Origin of the sequence: Guyparkeria halophila, from assembly GCF_034479635.1 — a bacterium.
GTDB lineage: Bacteria > Pseudomonadota > Gammaproteobacteria > Halothiobacillales > Halothiobacillaceae > Guyparkeria > Guyparkeria halophila.
Window position 1 is genome coordinate 1,030,686 of record NZ_CP140153.1, and the last position, 20,077, is coordinate 1,050,762.

The 20,077-nt window shown below is 60.0% G+C and carries 7 protein-coding genes and 1 tRNA gene; 5 read left to right on the forward strand and 3 right to left on the reverse strand.

Going from position 1 to position 20,077, the window contains the following annotated elements; translation table 11 throughout:
- Positions 1 to 25: 25 nt before the first annotated feature.
- The 3 genes from SR882_RS04850 to SR882_RS04860 all read right to left on the reverse strand — a co-directional run bounded on the left by SR882_RS04850 (position 26) and on the right by SR882_RS04860 (position 4,010).
- Positions 26 to 2,764 carry a response regulator gene (locus tag SR882_RS04850; RefSeq protein WP_322522206.1) on the reverse strand — a complete coding sequence of 913 codons (2,739 nt, stop codon included), beginning with the start codon at positions 2,762 to 2,764 and terminating at the stop codon, positions 26 to 28.
- A 599-nt stretch (positions 2,765 to 3,363) separates the two neighbouring features.
- A complete protein-coding gene (locus SR882_RS04855; RefSeq protein WP_322522207.1) occupies positions 3,364 to 3,795 on the reverse strand; it encodes a DUF3429 domain-containing protein in 432 nt (143 codons plus the stop codon).
- 138 nt (positions 3,796 to 3,933) lie between these two features.
- A tRNA-Val gene (locus SR882_RS04860) sits at positions 3,934 to 4,010 on the reverse strand.
- 1,220 nt (positions 4,011 to 5,230) lie between these two features.
- On the opposite strand from SR882_RS04860, the gene SR882_RS04865 reads away from it, so the two are divergent.
- The 5 genes from SR882_RS04865 (at position 5,231) to SR882_RS04885 (ending at position 20,023) form a co-directional block, all read left to right on the forward strand.
- On the forward strand, positions 5,231 to 5,968 hold the full coding sequence (locus SR882_RS04865) for a transposase (RefSeq protein WP_322522208.1): 738 nt from the start codon (positions 5,231 to 5,233) through the stop codon (positions 5,966 to 5,968).
- Between the two features lie 295 nt (positions 5,969 to 6,263).
- A complete protein-coding gene (locus SR882_RS04870) occupies positions 6,264 to 6,842 on the forward strand; it encodes a hypothetical protein (RefSeq protein ID WP_322522209.1) in 579 nt (192 codons plus the stop codon).
- The gene (locus SR882_RS04875) at positions 6,839 to 16,372 is read left to right on the forward strand and encodes a calcium-binding protein (protein ID WP_322522210.1); all 9,534 of its coding nucleotides are present in this window, start codon (positions 6,839 to 6,841) and stop codon (positions 16,370 to 16,372) included. Before SR882_RS04870 ends, SR882_RS04875 begins: the two co-directional genes overlap by 4 nt.
- An 85-nt stretch (positions 16,373 to 16,457) precedes the next feature.
- Positions 16,458 to 18,593: a type I secretion system permease/ATPase gene (locus SR882_RS04880; RefSeq protein WP_322522211.1), complete on the forward strand. Its 2,136-nt coding sequence runs from the start codon at positions 16,458 to 16,460 to the stop codon at positions 18,591 to 18,593.
- Positions 18,594 to 18,598: 5 nt separating this feature from the next.
- Positions 18,599 to 20,023, forward strand: coding sequence for an HlyD family type I secretion periplasmic adaptor subunit (locus SR882_RS04885; RefSeq protein ID WP_322522212.1), 1,425 nt, complete (start codon positions 18,599 to 18,601; stop codon positions 20,021 to 20,023).
- Positions 20,024 to 20,077: the final 54 nt, after the last annotated feature.

The following is a 20,077-nucleotide window of genomic DNA, read 5'->3' on the forward strand; positions in this document are numbered from 1 at the left end:
CGGGGCGAGCCACCCGGTCGACGGGCTATCGCGGCAGCATGCGCTCGAAATGCTCGATGCGGCGGCGCAGCGCGTCGCGGTCGGTGTCGGAATCGAGGTGCTCGAACACGAACCGTGCGGTACGCACCACCACGCCCCAGCGTGGTCGCTTGGGGAGTGTGTCGGGGTTGAGGTAGCGGTCGAGCGTGCGGGTCTTTCTGGCCGAACCGTCGAGGGTCACGGTCCACAAGCGGCTTTTTTCGGCCAGCTCGGCGCGACCCGTGCCGGTCTGCGCCTGCCAGAGGGTGACGGCACATTCGAGCAGCTTGACCAGCAGGACCCTGGGATCGTCGTGGTTGTTGTCGGCCGGCGAGACGCCTGTCTCCCGAAGCGCCCAGCGCATTTGCTCGTTTTCGTGCACGCGCAGATGGGCCTCGACCCGCGCGAGCATCTCGCGGCGCCAGAATGGCTTGGCCAGGTGATCGTTGGCGCCGGCCTCCAGGCCTTCGACGACATCCTCGGGGCGGGTGCGTGCGGTAACCAGGATGATGGGCAGTGTGATGGCGTCGTATTCCTCGCGCAGGAGGCGGCAGACGGTCAGGCCGCTCATGTCCGGCATCATCACGTCCAGCAGCATCAGCTCGATGCGATTTCGAGCGACCAGCTCCAGTGCCTCGTTGCCCGAATGGGCGACCAGTGTGCGGTAGCCGGCCTGATGGAGCTGTTCCTGGAGTACGACGGCGGCGGTGGGGTCGTCGTCGACGATCAGGATGGTCGTCACCTTGCCGTTGGCACTGGCGACCTCCCCATGCGGGTCTTGGCGGGCCGGCCATTCCGCCAGCGCGGTCCCCGTCATGGGAGTGGCGGCGACGTCTTTTTCCTTGGCAGCCGGCAGGCAAAAGCGGATTCTCGTGCCGGCGCCGCGTTGGCTATGGAGTTCCAGTTCGCTGTCGTGCCGTTCCAGCAGGGCGCGACTGATGGCCAGCCCCAGGCCGAACCCACCGCGACCGTCGAGACTCGAGTCGTGGCCCTGCTCGTAGGGACGCTGCATGCGATCCAGCTCGTCGCTCGCGATCCCGATGCCGGTGTCTTCCACGGAAAAGCTCACCTGCTTGCCATCGCGGCGGGCGGCAATGCGGATCCGTCCTTCGTCGGTGAACTTGATGGCGTTGCCGATCACGTTGAACAGCACCTGGTGCAGGCGATCCGGGTCAGCCAGGACGGGCGGCAGGTTTTCCTCCACCTCGGATTCCAGCATCAGGGGGCGCGAGCCGAGCAGCGGCTGGCAGGTGGCCATGACGCGTTCGATCATGGGGGCAACCGCGGTGGATTGCCGCCGGATGGGCAGCTCGCCGTGCTTGAGCTGGGTGAACGAGATGGTGTCATCCACCAATCGCGCCAGTCGCCGCCCGCTCTGGATGATCAGGTCGAGCCCCTGACGCGTTTTCGAATCCTCGCGGGGCAGGGATTCGGCCAGGCCGATCATGGCATGCAACGGCGTGCGCAGTTCGTGCGAGGTGTTCGCCAGGAACTCGTCTTTCAAGCGGTTGGCGCGCCGCAATGCGGTCTCCAGACGCTGACTGCGTTCGAAGGCCCGCGCGTTGCGTCGGGCCAGTGCAAGGCTATGCAGGCTCATGGCCGCCAGGACGCCCACGCCGGCCACCGCATCGCGAACGCCCGCCTCGTTGAACCAGTAAATCTGCAAGGCGGCCGTGAACGCGACGATCGCGCTGCCCAGCAGGATCAGGCCCGCATCGGGACGATTGCGTCGGACCGCCTGCAAGAGGGCGAGCAGGGCAAGGCCCAGCAGGGCGACCACGAGATAGAGCAGCCAGCCGATGGTCACGCTGCGGGTGAGGCCCGGGTCGGCGATGGCGATGAGCAGGTAGACAATGATCGGCAGGGCGGCCCAGCGCGTGAGGCGCGGCGGCAGTTCGCGCGGGAACAGCGCGGACAGGAACCACAGATAGCTGATGCCGGCGGCGAGTGCCGACAAGCCGTCGAGCGGTCGGGCCAGCTGGATCGGGATATGCAGCCCCATCGCCTCGAGCAACTGGGCCGACAAGGTGGTCTGGATCGACCAGAAGATCACTGTCAGGCCGAAGAACAGGTAGGCGGGCTCACGGCGGCGGATCACGAACAGGATCAGTTGCGACAGACCGATCAGCATCAATCCGCCGGCCAAGGCACTGGTGCTGATCAATTCGATCGCCCACAGGCCCTGGACGGCCTCGGGCGTGCCGATTTCGATGGGACGAGGAATGCTGGCGATGCGTGCGCTGAAGTTGCTCACATGGAGCAGGATGTCGATCGTCTCTCCTGGTTGGTCGATCCACACGGTTCGTTGCCCGTAGTCGGGTCGGGCCTCGGCCTCGGTGGTGGCCGGTACGCCAACATGGGCGACTTCCTTGCCATCGACGTACAACCGGTAGGCCGAGTAGACCAGCGGCACTCGCAGCAGCAGCGCCTCGGGGCGATCGTCACCCAGTTCGAGGCGCAACCGGTAGCTGGCATGACCCTGGGGTGGCAGGTGGCTGCCGTCGACCTCGAGTTGCGTCCAGCTGCTGGGCAGTCGAACGGTTGCCTCGGCTGTCGGGTTGCGCGGGTCCGTGGGTGAAAGAAAGGTTTGCCAATGGAATTCCCATGGGCCGTCCAGCGACAGCGGGGCGCGTGGATCGATCGGCAGTTCGGCGGCGAGGGTCGCGCCCCCCGGTAGTGCCAGTGCATGGGCACACAGCAACAGGCAGACGGTGATTACGTGTCGGACCGAACGGGCCACGCGCATGGATGGCATCCCTGTCGATTGGAAGAAAGATCGTCGAGTCGACTTTTATACGGTGAACCGTGTCTATGGTCCAGCAATGGCGGGCAATGGCAATACACCGTGATGGTGCCCCCGGGCTATGGCCGTCACGTTGCTGGCCGAGGGAAAAGCCGGGTCAGGCACGAGGCGGGAGAAGCGTCACGTCGGCGTCCGGTCATCGGAACCGGACTGAGCCCGACGGCCGCCGTATTGCCTGTTCCGGATATGTGCATATCGTAATGGAATGGTCATAACGAGTGCAGCAATGGAGCGGGGCGGGTGACAAGAGATTGGTTTGAGGTGGGCAAGCGGTCGGTGCCTGGATGGCCGGCGTTGCCGCGCACCGTGATGTCACCGCAGGGGACGAAGTGAGCCTCGGGTCCCGTTTTATCTGGATTGCGGTCGGTCTGGTGCTGGGCACGGCCTTCGCGATCTGGCAGGTGCGGGTCTGTCTTCATTCGGAGACCCGCTGAGCGGTTTGGGTGGCATCGTCGTCTCGCGTGGCCGGATCGACCGGACGACCGCGCGGCCGGCCGCTGGCAGCGGCAAGGCGGGTTCTTGCTTCAGTCCCCGTGTCGTTTTCAGCCGGTCATGGCCAGCAGCAGCGAAACAATCGCCACGGCACTCAGCGTCAGGCGAAGCCGGAAGAACCATTCGCGGATGACATCCTGCCGCCGGGCGGCCCGGTCCAGCAGTAACATCAAGGCAAAGCCGCCCGCGAGCATGACGGTGCCGGCGAAGGTTGGTAGCAGCAGTGCCGGCCAGGCCCAGAGCGATGGCAGCACGCTCAGCCAGAACCATCCCACCACCTGGCGGCTCATGGCCACCCCCCAGTAGATCCCACCGAGAAAACTCAGGATCAGCGCGGCGTAGGCGTGTTGCGCCGCGATCGCCGCCTCGGCATGGCCCGGTTCAAACCAGACGACCAGCAGCGGGATCACGAACGGGATCAGCCCGGCGTAGCCGGCCAGGCGGGCATGAAAGGCAGAGGTCTGTTCAAGGCTTCGGGCCATGGCGGCTCCTCGTGACGTTCGGTTAACGCCATGAAAGCCTAGACCGTGGGAACCGGATCGTGGGGACAGGAGTCGGCCGTTTGCCAATCCCAAGCACGAAAAAGCCCGGCGAGCATGATGCTGCCGGGCTTTCGATGTTGGTAGGCGCGATTGGATTCGAACCAACGACCCCCACCATGTCAAGGTGGTGCTCTAACCAACTGAGCTACGCGCCTGTCGTCGAACGGATGCGAATTCTACCGGGTCGCGGCGGGCTGTCAAGCGGGATTTGGTGTTCTCCTCTTGCACCTAGTTGCTGGTTCGGAAGTGTGCAGTCGGATGCCTGATGGGTCTGGGTGTCTGCGCTACGCTCACGCGTCATGTCTCTCGCCAAAGGAAAGTTCAGATCCACACAAAGTATGAACAGTGAACCAAGAACATGGCCACGCGCCTAGATTTGCCTGCGTCCCTTGTCGTTGAACGTAAGGTCGATCGCTGCTGACATCTACCGCGGCACGTGTCGCGTCAATTTCGATGAGCCAGGCTTCTGTGTGCTCAATCTCGGGCAGGAGATCGATTCCGTCGCGTTCCGACAATTGATGGTGGACCTCAAGCGTGCAATGGCCGCGATTCCCGAATCCACCACCGGCAATACGCTGGCGTATCGTTCTGCCACACGCTTCGATCAACAAGAAACAACTGATTGTGGCGGAGTATTGCGACGGGGTCGGACCAGTCTAACCCTGTCTAACCTAATGTATACGTGAGAATTTCGGTGAGACATCCGGAGCTGAACGTCCTTAGAGCACCTGTTTCTCCCCCGTAAATGAAGCTCTAGTAAAGGAGGGGGATAAACCGTTTCCGTGTACCCGGGGCGAAGTAGAAGGGCGCATCCGTGGTTCCGCGGCAAGCCCCGAGCTTGCGTTGACAGTTCCTTAGGTCACTTATTCCATCAAAGGAATTGGTCCTCTAAGGCGAATGTGGGCGGGTTTTAATGGCAGTTATGCAGTAATATCAGTTGGTTGCGTGGGTCCGACCGCCGTTGGCTCCCTGGTGGTTGGATTGTTTGACTCGCCAAGAAAAGGGTGGTCAACTCCAGCATATTCTAATGGACTGATAGTTGAGGTTGTCACGGATGGACGACGCACTCACACGGGGCGCACTCGCGCCCTCCCGTGGGATTTCTCTGATCTCTATCTTCTTGATATGGCTGCCCAAAGACCATTCGGCTGCGTGGCATTGTCGCCATGCGCGGCGCGTTCGCCGCCCGGTGTGCGTTGGATCTCAGCAAAGCCGCGCGCCGATCATCGACGTGATGCAACCGGATGGTTCGCGAACCCCCTTTAGAAGCGCAAGCATCGTGAGCCGTCGCATACCTTATTGCACGGTTGGGAGGTGGTTATCCGCCTCAAGCCGGCTGTTTCGTCCCTGTAATTGACGCTCCAGGGAGGAGCTCATGCCGCGCTCGCGCCGTTTCCAGATACCAGGGCAGGTCTGGCACATCACCCACCGATGCCATCGTCAGCAGTTTCTGCTGAAGTTCGCTCGTGATCGACGTTTGTGGCGTTATTGGCTGTTCGAGGCCCGTAAACGTTACGGGCTTTGTGTCCTCAACTACATCGTCACGTCGAATCACATTCATTTGCTCGTGCGCGACCAAGGCAAGGGCGAGATCGCCCAGTCGATGCAGCTGGTTGCGGGCCGGGTGGCACAGGCTTACAACCGACGAAAGCAGCGCAAAGGGGCATTTTGGGAGGATCGCTACCACGCGACCGCGGTGGAAAAGGGTGACCACCTGGCTCGTTGCCTTGTGTATATCGATCTCAACATGGTCCGTGCGGGCCAAGTCACCCATCCCGCGAATTGGGAAACCAGTGGCTACCGAGAGATTCAGTCGCCACCACGTCGATATCGGATTATCGATTTGAATGCACTGCAACAAACGCTGGGCATGGAGGGCACTAGCCAGTTCCGCACGATTCATCGGGAATGGGTCGAGCAGGCTTTGGCGGACGACCGAATGCAACGAGATCCTCGCTGGTCCGGCAGCCTGGCGGTGGGCAGCAAGCCGTTCATGGAAGAAGTCCGGAGGCAGATGGGCCCACAAGTGTATACAAGACGAACTGAATCGGATCGCGAGACGACATCGTTACACGATTCGTCCGGCACCTACATGCCCAATTCCAACTCGTAAATCGGCTGTCTAAGGAAGAATAACTGATGTTCTCTTTGTGTTTTTCTTTATATCTCAGTGAGATGATCAGGTCCGACCCCTTGAGTGTCACTGTGCTGCCAGACCCGCCGGTCGCGATATCTGGCAGCAGACGTCATGTCTCTTTCTGCGCGCACATCGAGCATTCATTGCGCGTGGCGTGGGACGCAGCCCGTTTCGGTGGCTGCAAGCGGGGCCGCGTCATGCCTCATTTCTCGGCACCTTCTTCTTCTCGTCGCCTAGTTAGGGCGGAATGTGCTCGGTATGGATTAATCCGATGAGTGGGCTGTATGCACTTGCACTGATCGGTGGCTGGCTGGCAGTCAGCTGGTTTCTGGTTTGGTCATGGAAGATAACGCGGCCGTTCACGACCTGGCCTCGGCGCATTCATCTCGTTTTTGGCTTTCTGGTGTTGGGCAGCTGGTTTGCCTGGAGCTTCTGGGAGGCAGAGGGGCGGAAGTTGTACTGGGATTATCAGGTTTGGCAGATGTGTCAGGAAGATGGCGGAGTTAAGGTTTTCGAGAAGGTGGCCTTGGAGCCTGCTGATTATGATCGATATGAAGATAACGGCTGGTTTTTCCCTAATAAGGAAAATATGAATCCCGGAGAGAGATTTTATACGGAAGTTCGTGTTAATTATTATCGAAAAAAAATCCCCAAAGTATCTCGGCAAACATATCTTATCCTTGCTGAGCGAAATGGTTCCAGAAAGGTTTTGGGGGAATATGTGAGTTATGCGAGGAGTGGTGGGGGTGTATCGGGACCTTGGCATGAGTCAACGTTCCACTGTCCTCCGTTGATGAGGTCGGGGCCTGGATTGGCTGGCGCGATATTTAGAAAAGGAGATTCGAAATGACTGAGTTTGACGAGCTGTACCTGAAGTCTGAGATGAGTTTGGCCGCGTATGCCACTTTTAGTATAGATATGTCGCCAGAAGACTATATCAGGTCATTGGAAAACGGGGGCGAAGGCCTGTCTACTACTCAGGCAGTAGAATTCGCTTCACGGTGGAAAGTGGCGGCACAGTTTAACGATGAGTTAACAGCGGGGCAGCTGGAATTAGGACTGGGAACTGGCTTGTCGGTCACAATATTCGAGGACCGGCAGACCGGTGAGCAGGTGTTGGCGATCCGGGGGACGGATGATCTCCAGGACGTGTTTACCGACCTGGTGGATGTTTCGTTACTAGGCAGCGGGGCACTCATGCCTCAGTACGAAGCATTGACCGATAAAGTGCAGGATTGGCTGGATGCCGGAATTCTGCAACCCGGTTTTTCGGTGACCGGCCATTCGCTGGGCGGCTTTCTTGCTCAACTGTTAACCGTCGACCGTTCGGACGTTGTCTCCGGAGCCGATACGTTTAATGCACCGGGTGTAGGCGGAACTGTTGATGAGCTCTTGGAGCAGTTCGGCCGTACTCAGGACTCGGTTGATTTGTCCCTGATCCGAAATCATCAGGCTGCTCCGGGCTACGAGCTGACGAGCGGGCTGGGGACGATGCTTGGCGAGGTTGACCCGATATTCGTTGAGGAATCGGAAAGTCCTTGGGAAAACCATTCAATGAGTCGAATTTCCGATTCGCTTGCCGTGCAAAAAGTGTTCGCAATAGTGGATCCAAGCGCATCGATGGACGAGATATCTGAGGTGCTTTTGGCAAGTGCGCCCGCGGCAAATGCGCGTTTGGAATCGGCGGTTGCATCGCTGGGTCGGCTATTCGGTGAGTCGTTTTCATCCGAAACGCAAGGGCGGGATTCCTTGTACGAAAATCTCGACGCCTTGAGCTCTGATTTGGAGGGTCGATCCGGACCTTCCCTGTCATTGGTTTCATTTGCCGGCAATAGTGCTGGTGAGTTGCTGTCACTGGCTTCTGGTGATATTGCCTACCGGTATGCCCTCGCAAACGGTGATGCTTTCGCAGTGCTTGGCGACGACAGCCTTTTTGCCATGCACAACATGTCCGGTGAACTGGATATGTATGACGCCGCGACGGGCGAGGGGCGGCTCACTGATGACTGGCTTTCGGACCGGGCGGCTTTCGTGGAGGCCCGTACCGAAACCGCTAACGGGAACACCCCGGTAGGGGACGAGCGGATCGAATACCACGATCTTGGCTTGGGGCAGTTGGCGTTTGTGGATAAGGCGGGAGCTGGTGCCTCTCGACGGATCGTGTTTGGCAGCGAAGGCGCCGATCTCTTGGATCAGGGCGGAGCGGCTGTCGATCACCTGTATGGCGGTGACGGCAACGACCTGCTCGAAGGCGCCGGCGGCGCCGACCGGCTGGAGGGCGGCCACGGTTACGACACCTACCTGGCCGGTGCCGACGACACCATCCTCGACACCGACCGGGACGGCCGGGTGCGTTTCAGCGACCGGATCTTAAGCGGCGGACGTCGACAGGACGACGGCAGCTACATCAGCGCCGACGGCCAGATCGTCTACGAGTGGTCCACGGCCGACTCGACTCTTGCCGTCACGGGGCCGGAGGGCAGTCTGATCATCGAGAACTTTCGCGACTCCGGTGATCTGGGCATCGTGCTTGACGAGGCACCGGCCGACCCCGGCGAACCGGGCAGCGAATCGAACGTGATTCTCGGCGATTTCGCTCCCATGGTGGATGCCAACGGCAATCCGGAATATGACCAATGGGGGAATATCGTTCCTGATGGTCCGGAACCGGGGCGTGAAGACACCATCTACGACACCCCGGACGAGGATCTGATCGATTCCGGGGGAGGGGATGACTGGCTGGCTCGGCTTCACGGGGGTGACGACGTCGTGAAACTGGGCGATGGTGATGACGAGATCCGTACGAACGTCGGCGTCTCCGGCACCCTGCACGCCGAGGGTGGCGCTGGAAGGGACTACATCGGAGCCTGGACCGCAGATGACGTGCTGATTGGCGGCGCGGATGGCGATGGCCTTTACGGAGCGTCGGGGGATGACTGGCTCTTTGGCGACGAGCGCCCTGCCGGTGGTGTCGTCGACTGGATCGCGGCCGGGGCCGAGGAAGAGGGCTCCGGGGAGAAAGGTGACTGGTTCGACGCGGAAGATGGCAATGACCACGTTCTTGGTGGGCCGGGCGACGATCTGGCGGCGGGTGGCAATGGCAACGACACCATTGTGCTTGGCGGCGGGGACGACTGGGCGCACGGCGACCTGAACACCTATTTCGAGGGCGGTGATCCTTGGAGGGACTGGCGGGTCAACGAGACCATCGTCGACGCGGGTGGGTTGACGCAGTATCAGTGGTCTCTGGAAAACATCCGCATTCAAGGTGATCCGGGCGTCGGCAACGATACGATTTACATGGGCGCGGGAGACGACGTCGCGATCGGCGGCAAGGGCGACGATTACATCGATCTCGGAACCGGAAACGATCGGGGCTTCGGCGAGGGGGGGCATGATGTCTTGATCGGCGGTGCCGGTGATGACCGATTGATCGGCGACATGAAAGATGACGCGTCGGATGCGAGTGGTCATGGCAACGACATTCTCGATGGCGGTGCCGGCGACGATCGTCTTCAGGGTGATGGTGGCCACGATATTCTTCTGGGCGGCTCAGGCAATGACATCCTGGCTGGAGACACCACGGAAGAACATTTCGGAGACGACCAGCTCGACGGCGGATTGGGCGACGACGAACTCTACGGGGGTGGCGGCAATGACGTCCTGAGTGGTGGAGATGGTGCCGATAGCCTATGGGGTGACGGTGCGATGGCCTCGGATGATCACCAGGGAGATGATCACCTTGACGGTGGTGAAGGCAACGACCTTCTGGTCGGTGGTGGCGGTTCCGATGCGCTGCTCGGGGGCGATGGCGACGATGAGCTATACGGAGAGGCGGGTGACACACCCGCATCCGCGCAGGGCGACGACCGCCTCGAAGGCGGAGAAGGCAACGATCTGCTGGTCGGCGGTGGTGGCGACGATTACCTCCTGGGGGGTGAAGGCGACGATCAACTCGGCGGTGATATGAACGATACGCCGGTCGACGCCTTGGGCGACGACTACCTCGATGGCGGTGCCGGCAACGATGTGCTTAACGGTGTTGGGGGCAACGACACCCTCGTCGGGGGGCTGGGTGCCGACCAGCTGTTTGGGGATGCCGGTGATCTCGATGGCTCCCTGCATGGCGCTGACTGGCTGGAAGGTGGCGAAGGAAACGACACGCTGGTCGGCATGGGCGGACAGGATGTGTTGTATGGCGACGCCGGCGACGACATTCTTCTGGGTGATCATGACAGCGTCGATCCCGCCTATTACGGCAATGACACGCTTCACGGCGGCGATGGCAATGACCAAATGCAGGGTGGTGGCCTTGACGACACGCTATATGGCGAAGCCGGTGATGACTTTATTGAGGGCGACAGTGGTGGCATAACTGGCGCCGAACACGGCAATGACCAGTTGTATGGTGGAGCGGGGAACGACCAGCTGATTGGCGAAGGGGGAGACGATCACCTCGTGGGAGGAGCGGGGAACGACCTGCTCGGTGGCGACGCTGACAACATGGCCCCGTCGTTTCATGGCAACGACATCCTCGAAGGTGGGGCCGGCGACGATCACCTTAAGGGACAAGGAGGCGATGATCGCCTGTTCGGCGGAATCGGTAACGACCAGTTGTTCGGCGGTGCAGGTGATGACGTCCTGACTGGTGGTGATGGTGTCAATTACCTGAATGGCGGGGTCGGCGACGACTTCCTTGAGGGTGGATCTGGTGACGACGAGCTTCATGGCAATGCCGGTGCGGACCAACTTGAAGGGGGTGCTGGGAACGACCACTTGTCTGGTGGTGCCGGTGATGACCGATTGGTTGGAGGGGGTGGCGACGACCACTATGTGTATTTCAGCGGCCAGGGCGCTGACGTCATCGACAATGCCGATGGCGGCTTCGACCGTTTGGATTTTGGCGACATCACCCTGGATCGTCTGAGCTTTAGCCAGGAGGGCGACGATCTGCTGGTTCTCGTGGACGGCGACTCGGGTCAGTCAGTACGCGTGCTGAATCATTTCCTTGGTGGTGACGCGGCGATCGATTCCATCCAGGTGGGCGATGGAGAAGCGCTTGATACGCAGCGCGTCAACGCGATGGCAGCTGCTGCGGCCCTGGATGGTTTCACTGCCGCGTTGGCGGGCGCATCGGGAGACGATATCCTGACCGGGTACGAAACGACCGATCTGCTTCATGGGCTAGGTGGTGATGACGAGCTACACGGGCTGGCCGGATCGGATCAGCTCGAAGGTGGGGTAGGGCATGACCGACTGCACGGCGGTGAGGGCGACGACCGGTTGATCGGTGGTTCAGGTGACGACAGCTACGCATATGCCAGTGGGCAAGGTGTCGATGTTATCGACAACGTCGGTGGCGGCTTCGACCGTTTGGATTTTGGCGACATCACCCTGGATCGTCTGAGCTTTAGCCAGGAGGGCGACGATCTGCTGGTTCTCGTGGACGGCGACTCGGGTCAGTCAGTACGCGTGCTGAATCATTTCCTTGGTGGTGACGCGGCGATCGATTCCATCCAGGTGGGCGATGGAGAAGCGCTTGATACGCAGCGCGTCAACGCGATGGCAGCTGCTGCGGCCCTGGATGGTTTCACTGCCGCGTTGGCGGGCGCATCGGGAGACGACATCCTGACCGGGTACGAAACGACCGATCTGCTTCATGGGCTAGGTGGTGATGACGAGCTACACGGGCTGGCCGGATCGGATCAGCTCGAAGGTGGGGTAGGGCATGACCGACTGCACGGCGGTGAGGGCGACGACCGGTTGATCGGTGGTTCAGGTGACGACAGCTACGCATATGCCAGTGGGCAAGGTGTCGATGTTATCGACAACGTCGGTGGCGGCTTCGACCGTTTGGATTTTGGCGACATCACCCTGGATCGTCTGAGCTTTAGCCAGGAGGACGACGATCTGCTGGTTCTCGTGGACGGCGACTCGGGTCAGTCAGTACGCGTGCTGAATCATTTCCTTGGTGGTGACGCGGCGATCGATTCCATCCAGGTAGGCGATGGAGAAGCGCTTGATACGCAGCGCGTCAACGCGATGGCAGCTGCTGCGGCCCTGGATGGTTTCACTGCCGCGTTGGCGGGCGCATCGGGAGACGACATCCTGACCGGGTACGAAACGACCGATCTGCTTCATGGGCTAGGTGGTGATGACGAGCTACACGGGCTGGCCGGATCGGATCAGCTCGAAGGTGGGGTAGGGCATGACCGACTGCACGGCGGTGAGGGCGACGACCGGTTGATCGGTGGTTCAGGTGACGACAGCTACGCATATGCCAGTGGGCAAGGTGTCGATGTTATCGACAACGTCGGTGGCGGCTTCGACCGTTTGGATTTTGGCGACATCACCCTGGATCGTCTGAGCTTTAGCCAGGAGGACGACGATCTGCTGGTTCTCGTGGACGGCGACTCGGGTCAGTCAGTACGCGTGCTGAATCATTTCCTTGGTGGTGACGCGGCGATCGATTCCATCCAGGTAGGCGATGGAGAAGCGCTTGATACGCAGCGCGTCAACGCGATGGCGGTGGCACCGGATGAATTCGATGCTGTCTTGATCGGTACGTCGAGCGACGATGTTTTGAACGGATATAGCACGTCGGATCTGCTTCAAGGCGGTGAAGGCGACGACACTATTTCTGGGCACTCTGGCGCGGACAAGCTTCAAGGCGGTGCTGGAAATGATTCCCTGCATGGGGGTGATGACGGCGATCAACTCTACGGTGGCGCGGGAGATGATCAGTTACATGGCGATGCTGGTAATGATGACCTGTATGGGGAAGCTGGTGCGGACGTCCTGTTCGGTGGAGCGGGCAATGATCGCTTTTTTAGTTATGACGGAAAGGACCTTGCCTATGGTGGTGAGGGTGATGATAGTTATTACACAGTTACGGCACATGAAAGTGCTGGCGAAGGAATAGACAGCATCTACAGTGGGCATTTGCGTTCGCTTCCGGATAACGTTGAGAATTTATATATGAATTATGGGGATCGGTACAATCCGATCTACTCCTATACAGTTCAAGGGAATGATCTTGATAACATCATAGGAACTTCAGGTCGTGGGATAGTTGGAGATGTCTTTGATCCTGGCGGGGGTGCAGATAAGATTATCGTGAATGGTCTTGATGAGCCGGTGGTCTATGTGGACAATCCCGGTGATCAAATCGTCGGTGATTTTCACGAAGTTCGTAGTGAGTTGGATTATCATCTTCCTGATGACCGGTTTTATTCCCGCGTAAATAATCGGCTGACTCTTGTTGGTTCTGATCCAATATCTGGATGGGGTAATTCTGGAGATAACGTAATAAAAAGCCATCGGAATTATGCGAACAACGTGCTCTTTGGGGGCGATGGAGATGACACGTATGTGGTTGGTCTTAGCGACCAGGTTGTTGAGTCAGAGAATTCCGGTTTCGATAAGGCTTACGTGATGTTGGATGTCGGTCCAAACAAGACCGAGAGCTATGACATAAGCTTGGCTGATTTGAATTTCCAGGGTGTTGAGGCGATTGGCTTCGCAACGGTTATTACATATGGTGTCTTCACATCTTCTGATGTTGAATTTACATTCAGGGGTGGGGGTGACGATGACATTATACTCCTAAATGAGTTGAACGTCCTTGCTCCTGGAAATCAGGACTTCAACCCGCCAACACATGTATACGCAGGCGATGGCGATGATCGCATCACAGGAAGTCGAGGCTTGGATATTATTGATGGCGGTGAAGGGGCCGACTATATGTATGGAGGGGCGCACTCTGATACCTACTATGTCGATGATGTTGGTGATCAGGTTGTCGAAAGTGTATCTGTAACGGACCCCCTCTCCAGGGTTTGGGATTACAATCGTCGTCTTGGATCTAGTCTTTCTGGCGGATATGATCGGATACATTCTACAGTCGATTATGAGCTTCCCGATAATGTGGAGGAGCTCATATTGAGTGGTTCGGATGAAATCAGTGGTGTAGGAAATGATCAAGACAATGTGTTGACGGGTAATTCGGCTAATAACCTTTTGAAGGGCGGTCTTGGTGACGACACGTACGTCTACCAGGAGGCTGGAGGCGAAGACACGGTTGATAACCGTGATGGCGGATCGGGAAAGTTGATTTTAGAAGAAATATCCTTGAATCGTGTCGATTTGGGTCGGGATGGAAACGATTTAGTGATCGTTGTTGATGGTTCGAGTCAGCTCAATCAGTCGGTACGGGTTCTCGATCATTTCCTGGGCGATGATGCCATGATCGATATCTTCAAGTTTGGCCACTCGACGATCGATGCAGAGCACGTCGCCGCCATTGTCGCGGCCAACGAATATCCAGGGGAGTTCTCCACAGTCGTTGTGGGCACAGAAGAGGATGATTCCCTGACCGCTTACCAAACCAGTGATCTGCTGCAGGGGTTGGATGGGAACGACGCGCTTTGGGGATCCGCTGGTTCCGACCGCCTTGAAGGCGGCTCTGGCGACGACACACTTTATGGTGGCGACGGGCTTGACCGCGGGTCGGGCTCCGATGTGTTGTTCGGTGGTCTCGGTAACGATGAATTGTACGGCGAGGACGGTGACGACGCGTTGGCCGGGGGTGCCGGTAACGACGACTATTACTATTCCGCCAACGGTGGTGTCGACGTCATCGATAACACTGGTGGCGGCACGGATACGGTCTTCTTCCTCGGCGGCATCGATCGTTCGCGGATCACGTTCCATCAGGATGGCGACGATCTCGTGATGCTTCTGGACGACGACCTGGGCCAGCAGGTGCGCGTCACGAACCATTTCCTCGGCGGTGACGCGGCGATCAGCTATGTCCAGCCCACTGACTGTGGCAACGCCATCGCTGCGGGGGACATCGCCAGCCAGCTGACGGCGCTCCCGGGGAGTTCGGGCGGTGATTCGGGTGGCGATGCCGGCGGTGGTGACACGACCACTCCGCCCCCGGGCGATGGTGGTGACACCCCGCCGACCGCCGAGACGGGCGGCGCGGATACCGTGGTCGGCACCTCAGGTAACGATGTTCTGCTGGGTGGTGCCGATAACGACACGCTCGACGGCCAGGGAGGCGACGATTTGCTCCGTGGCGGGGTCGGTGACGACACCTACCGCTTTGGTGGCGGCGGGCAGGCTGTGTTGCAGGAAGCCGACGGGAACGACACCTTGCTGTTCACCGACGGGATTGGCTTCAACAGTGTTTCCTCCGGCTTGATGAAGTCGGGTGATGATCTGGTGCTGAAAGTCGATGGTGGTCCGGATCAGGTGACGCTCTCGGGCTTTTTCCGTGGTGGCAGCGACGTGGTCGAGACCATCAGCTTCGAGAGCGGCGGTTCGCTGACGTCGGATCAGATCTTCGGTGCTTTCGGCCTGCCGGTGCCTGATGGTTCGTCGCCTTATGCCGGTACCGTTGAAGGGACCAACGGTGATGATGCATCGGTGCAGGGAACGGCCGATGCCGATCGCCTGGTCGGGCTTAACGGCAACGACACGCTCGAAGGCGGCGCTGGCAATGATCTGTTGATCGGTGGCCGCGGCGATGACACCTACGTGTTCAATGCGGGCGATGGGCAGGACCGGATCGACAACACCGGGGGCGGTTCGGATACGTTGCAATTCGCCGATGCCGGCTTCAACGACGTTGCCAGCGGCCTGATGAAGTCCGGGGATGATCTCGTTCTCCAGGTCGGCTCGGGTGGCGACAAGGTGACCATCGGCGCGTTCTTCCAGGGCGGAGATCATGCGATCGATTCGTTGGCGTTTGCCGATGGTTCACAGCTGAGCAAGGCACAGATCTTCGGGGCCTTCGGGCTGACCGATCCCGACCCGGACGGGTCGCCCGATTACACGGGCCTTCCGGACGAGCGAGCCTACGGCACCGTGCAGTCGGCGCGTTCTGGCAGCGAGACGATCATCGGTTCGTCCGATGCCGATCTGATCGATGGTGGCGCTGGTAACGATGTGTTGGACGGCGGTCTGGGTGATGACTGGCTGATCGGCGGTCGTGGCGACGACCAGTTCCTGCAGACGCGGGGCGGTGGCGCCGATTCGATTACGGCTTACGATCCCACGGCCGGCAAGACGGATGTGCTCAGTTTCGGACCCGACGTTGCGCACGATCAGCTCTGGTTCGAGCAGAGCGGGGATGATCTCGCCGTGGGAATTATTGGCACCGACGACAGTGCGACCATCAGCGGTTGGTATCTGGGTGAGGCGCATCACGTCGAGCAGATCCAGACGGCGGACGGATACACCTTGCTCGACTCGCAGGTCGACAACCTCGTGTCCGCAATGGCGTCGTTTGCCCCGCCCTCCGCTGGCGAGACGGTACTTTCTACCGCTTACCGGGATGCCTTGCAGCCGACGATCAGTGCCAGCTGGCAGTAACGCCAGTAACGCCGAGTAATCACATCACAGGGAATGCCGCCCCCACCGGGCTCAGGTCCGGTGGGGGCGGTGGAGTGTCTAGTCAATGAAAGAAGAACGTTCTGAAGAGTCCGGTCCGGCCCCGGACTCGGGGTTGTTGTCGCTGGTGTTGTTGGCCCGGTTTCACGGCGTGGCCGCCGATCCGGATCAGTTGCGGCACGAGTTTGCCGTTGACGGACACAGCTTCGGTCGTGACGAGATCCTGTTCGGGGCTCGACGACTGGGGCTGAAGGCAAAACGGGTCCGGACCAAAACGGATCGTCTGGACCAAACACCGTTGCCGGCGATCGCCCAAGACTCGGAGGGGCGATTTTTCATCGTGGCTCGAGTCGAGGGTGACCAGGCGCTGATCCAGGATCCTGGTGACCGCCCGAAGAAGTGCAGCCTCGCGGAGCTGGATGAACGCTGGAACGGGATGCTGATCCTGTTCACGTCCCGTGCGTCCCTCGCCGCCGAGTTGGGCAAATTCGATTTTAGTTGGTTCGTTCCGGCGCTGGTCAAGCACCGCAAACTGCTGGGCGAGGTGTTGATCGCCTCGTTCTTCATTCAGTTGTTCGCCTTGCTGACCCCGCTGTTCTTCCAGGTCGTCATGGACAAGGTGCTGGTTCACCAGGGGCTGACCACGCTTGATGTGTTGGCGATCGGTCTTCTCGCCGTGATGGTCTTCGAGGTGTTGCTTTCCGGGCTACGGAGCTATGTTCTAGCGCACACGGCCAGCCGCATCGACGTGGAGTTGGGCGCGCGTCTGTTCCGGCATCTGATCAGCCTGCCGATGGGGTACTTCGAATCCCGTCGTGTCGGGGATTCGGTTGCCCGAGTGCGCGAACTGGAGAACATCCGCCAGTTTCTGACCGGCAACGCGCTGACGTTGGTGCTCGACCTGTTGTTCTCGGTCCTCTTCATTGCGGTCATGCTGTTCTACAGCGGTTGGCTGACGTTGATCGTGTTGGCCTCTCTGCCGCTCTATGTGCTGATCTCCGTTCTTGTCACGCCGGCGTTGCGGGCTCGGTTGAGCGAGAAATTCAATCGGGGGGCGGAGAATCAGGCGTTCCTGGTGGAGAGCATCAATGGCATCGACACCTTGAAGTCGATGGCCGTCGAGCCGCAGGCCACCAAGAAGTGGGACGAGCAGTTGGCGGGGTACGTTCATGCAGGATTGCGAACGACCAAGCTTTCCACCGTCGCCCAGGAGATGATTTCGTTGGTGGGCAAGCTTGTGACGGTCGGCACCCTGTGGTTAGGGGCCCGGTTGGTGATCGAGGGGCAGTTGAGCGTCGGTCAGCTGATCGCGTTCAACATGCTCGCCGCCCGGGTCGCCCAGCCGATCATGCGGCTGGCGAACCTGTGGACGGACTTCCAGCAGGTCGGCATTTCCATGCAGCGGCTGGGAGATATTCTCGATTCGCCCAGTGAAAGGTCCTCGACCAGCCGCAGTAGCATGCCGCGGCTGCAAGGGCGGATCGAGTTCGACCAGGTCCATTTCCGATATCGCCCCGATGGGCCGGAAGTCCTGCGCGGAGTGAGTCTGTCGATCGAGCCGGGCGAGGTCATCGGGGTTGTCGGGCGATCGGGGTCGGGCAAGAGCACGTTGGCCAAGTTGATCGGCCGGATGTACGTGCCGGAACGCGGTCGGGTGTTGGTGGATGGGACCGATCTCGCGGTGGCCGAAGTGAGCTCGCTCAGGCGTCAGATCGGGGTGGTGCAGCAGGAGAACATGCTGTTCAACCGCAGCATCCGCGAGAACATCGCGCTGGCCAACCCCGGCGCGCCGTTGGACCGTGTCATGGCGGCCGCGCGCCTGGCGGGCGCACACGAGTTCATCCTGGAAACGCCGGAAGGTTACGACACCATGGTCGGGGAGCATGGGGCGAGCCTGTCCGGCGGACAGCGGCAACGCATCGCGATCGCGCGGGCATTGATCAACGATCCACGCATCCTGGTTTTCGACGAGGCCACCAGTGCACTGGATTACGAATCCGAACGGGCGATCCAGGACAACATGCGTCAGATCGCGCGAGGACGAACGGTCATCATCATCGCGCACCGCCTGACGGCCGTCCGGCTTGCCGACCGGATCATCGCGCTCGAGCGCGGCCAGATCGTCGAGTCGGGCACGCATCAGGCCCTTGCCAACCGCGAAGACGGCTTTTATGCCGGGCTTCTGCGCATGCAGCAGGGGTAAGCCGGATGGGAATGCGATGGACCGCATGGAAAGACGTTTTGGGGCGCTATCGGCGCGTCTTCGCCCATGCTTGGGCAAGCCGACGCGAGACGGATCCGCCTCGTCGAGAGCCACATGAACACGAGTTCCTGCCGGCAGCCCTCTCGTTGCAGGAGACGCCCGTGCACCCACTGCCAAGAGTGGTGGTGGGTGTGATCATCCTGTTTGCCGTCCTGGCCCTCATATGGGCGCTCTTGGGCCGGATGGACATCGTGGCAGTCGCCGATGGCAAGGTCGTGCCCGACAGCCGGACCAAGACTATCCAGGCCATGGAGACGGCAAGTGTCAAAGCGATTCACGTTGAGGACGGTCAGCGGGTCGAAGTCGGGGACGTGCTCATCGAGTTGGATTCCACGATATCCAATGCCGATGTATCCCGTTTGCGTCAGGAACAGCGTGTCGCTCAACTGGTGGCCAGTCGGTCCGAGGCCTTCCTTGTCGCACTGGAAGACGATGAGATGGCGCCAAAGCTGATCAGTGACACCGTCGTCCCTTCCAGGAGCCTCGATCTCGAACAGCGGGTGCTGGAGGGGCATGTGATGCGGCATCGCGCTCGTCAGCGGCAAATGAAAGCAGAAATCTCGCGTCGCGCACAGGAGATGTCTGCGATACGTGCGACCGCGGCCAGCCTGGAAGAGACGTTGCCGATCATTCGTCGCCGGAGCGAGGATCTGAAGGGGCTTGCCGACAAGGGGATGGCGGCGCAGCACGAGTACCTTGAGCTTGAGCAGAAGCGTATCGAAACCGCCCAGGAGTTGCTGGCTCAAAAGGCGCGCCTTGCCGAGGCCAAAGCGGCTTTGCACGAGTCGAAAGAGGAGCTGTCTGCCTTCAAGGCGCAGAGCCGAAGCGATGCCTTGGACGCCATGCATGGGGCGTATTCGAAGGCCGATTCGTTGCACCAGGAGTTGGTGAAGGCAAGGAAGCGGGATGAGTTGATGAGGCTTCGAGCGCCGGTCACCGGAACGGTGGAGCAACTCGCCGTGCATACGGTCGGCGGGGTGGTCAAGCCGGCGCAGCCCTTGATGACGATTGTGCCCGAGGGCGGTGGTGTCGAGGTCGAGGCGACGTTGCCCAACAAGGATGTCGGGTTCGTTCAGGCCGGGCAGACCGCGAAAGTAAAGCTACAGACCTTTCCGTTCACCAAGTACGGCACGGTGCCGGCGATTGTGACCGATGTGTCACAGGATGCCGTTCAGGATGAAAAGCGCGGGCTGGTGTTTGTCGTACGTGTCCGACTGGAGCGGGCGGTGGTGAACGTCCATGGCAAGCCGGTCAAAATTGCGCCGGGCATGGCGGCGACCGTCGAGGTGAAGACGGGGTATCGGCGAATCATCGAATATTTCCTCGCGCCCTTGCTGCAGTACACATCTGAAAGCTTGCACGAGAGATAGTGATGGGCAGACTCTGAGAATTAATGAGTCAACCTCGCCGAACAGTGTTTTTCA

Coding starts and splice junctions, on each gene's coding strand:
- SR882_RS04870 (WP_322522209.1), top strand. CDS start 6,264: ATGAGTGGGCTGTATGCACTTGCACTGATCGGTGGCTGGCTGGCAGTC.
- SR882_RS04865 (WP_322522208.1), top strand. CDS start 5,231: ATGCCGCGCTCGCGCCGTTTCCAGATACCAGGGCAGGTCTGGCACATC.
- SR882_RS04855 (WP_322522207.1), bottom strand. CDS start 3,795: ATGGCCCGAAGCCTTGAACAGACCTCTGCCTTTCATGCCCGCCTGGCC.
- SR882_RS04885 (WP_322522212.1), top strand. CDS start 18,599: ATGGGAATGCGATGGACCGCATGGAAAGACGTTTTGGGGCGCTATCGG.
- SR882_RS04875 (WP_322522210.1), top strand. CDS start 6,839: ATGACTGAGTTTGACGAGCTGTACCTGAAGTCTGAGATGAGTTTGGCC.
- SR882_RS04850 (WP_322522206.1), bottom strand. CDS start 2,764: ATGCGCGTGGCCCGTTCGGTCCGACACGTAATCACCGTCTGCCTGTTG.
- SR882_RS04880 (WP_322522211.1), top strand. CDS start 16,458: ATGAAAGAAGAACGTTCTGAAGAGTCCGGTCCGGCCCCGGACTCGGGG.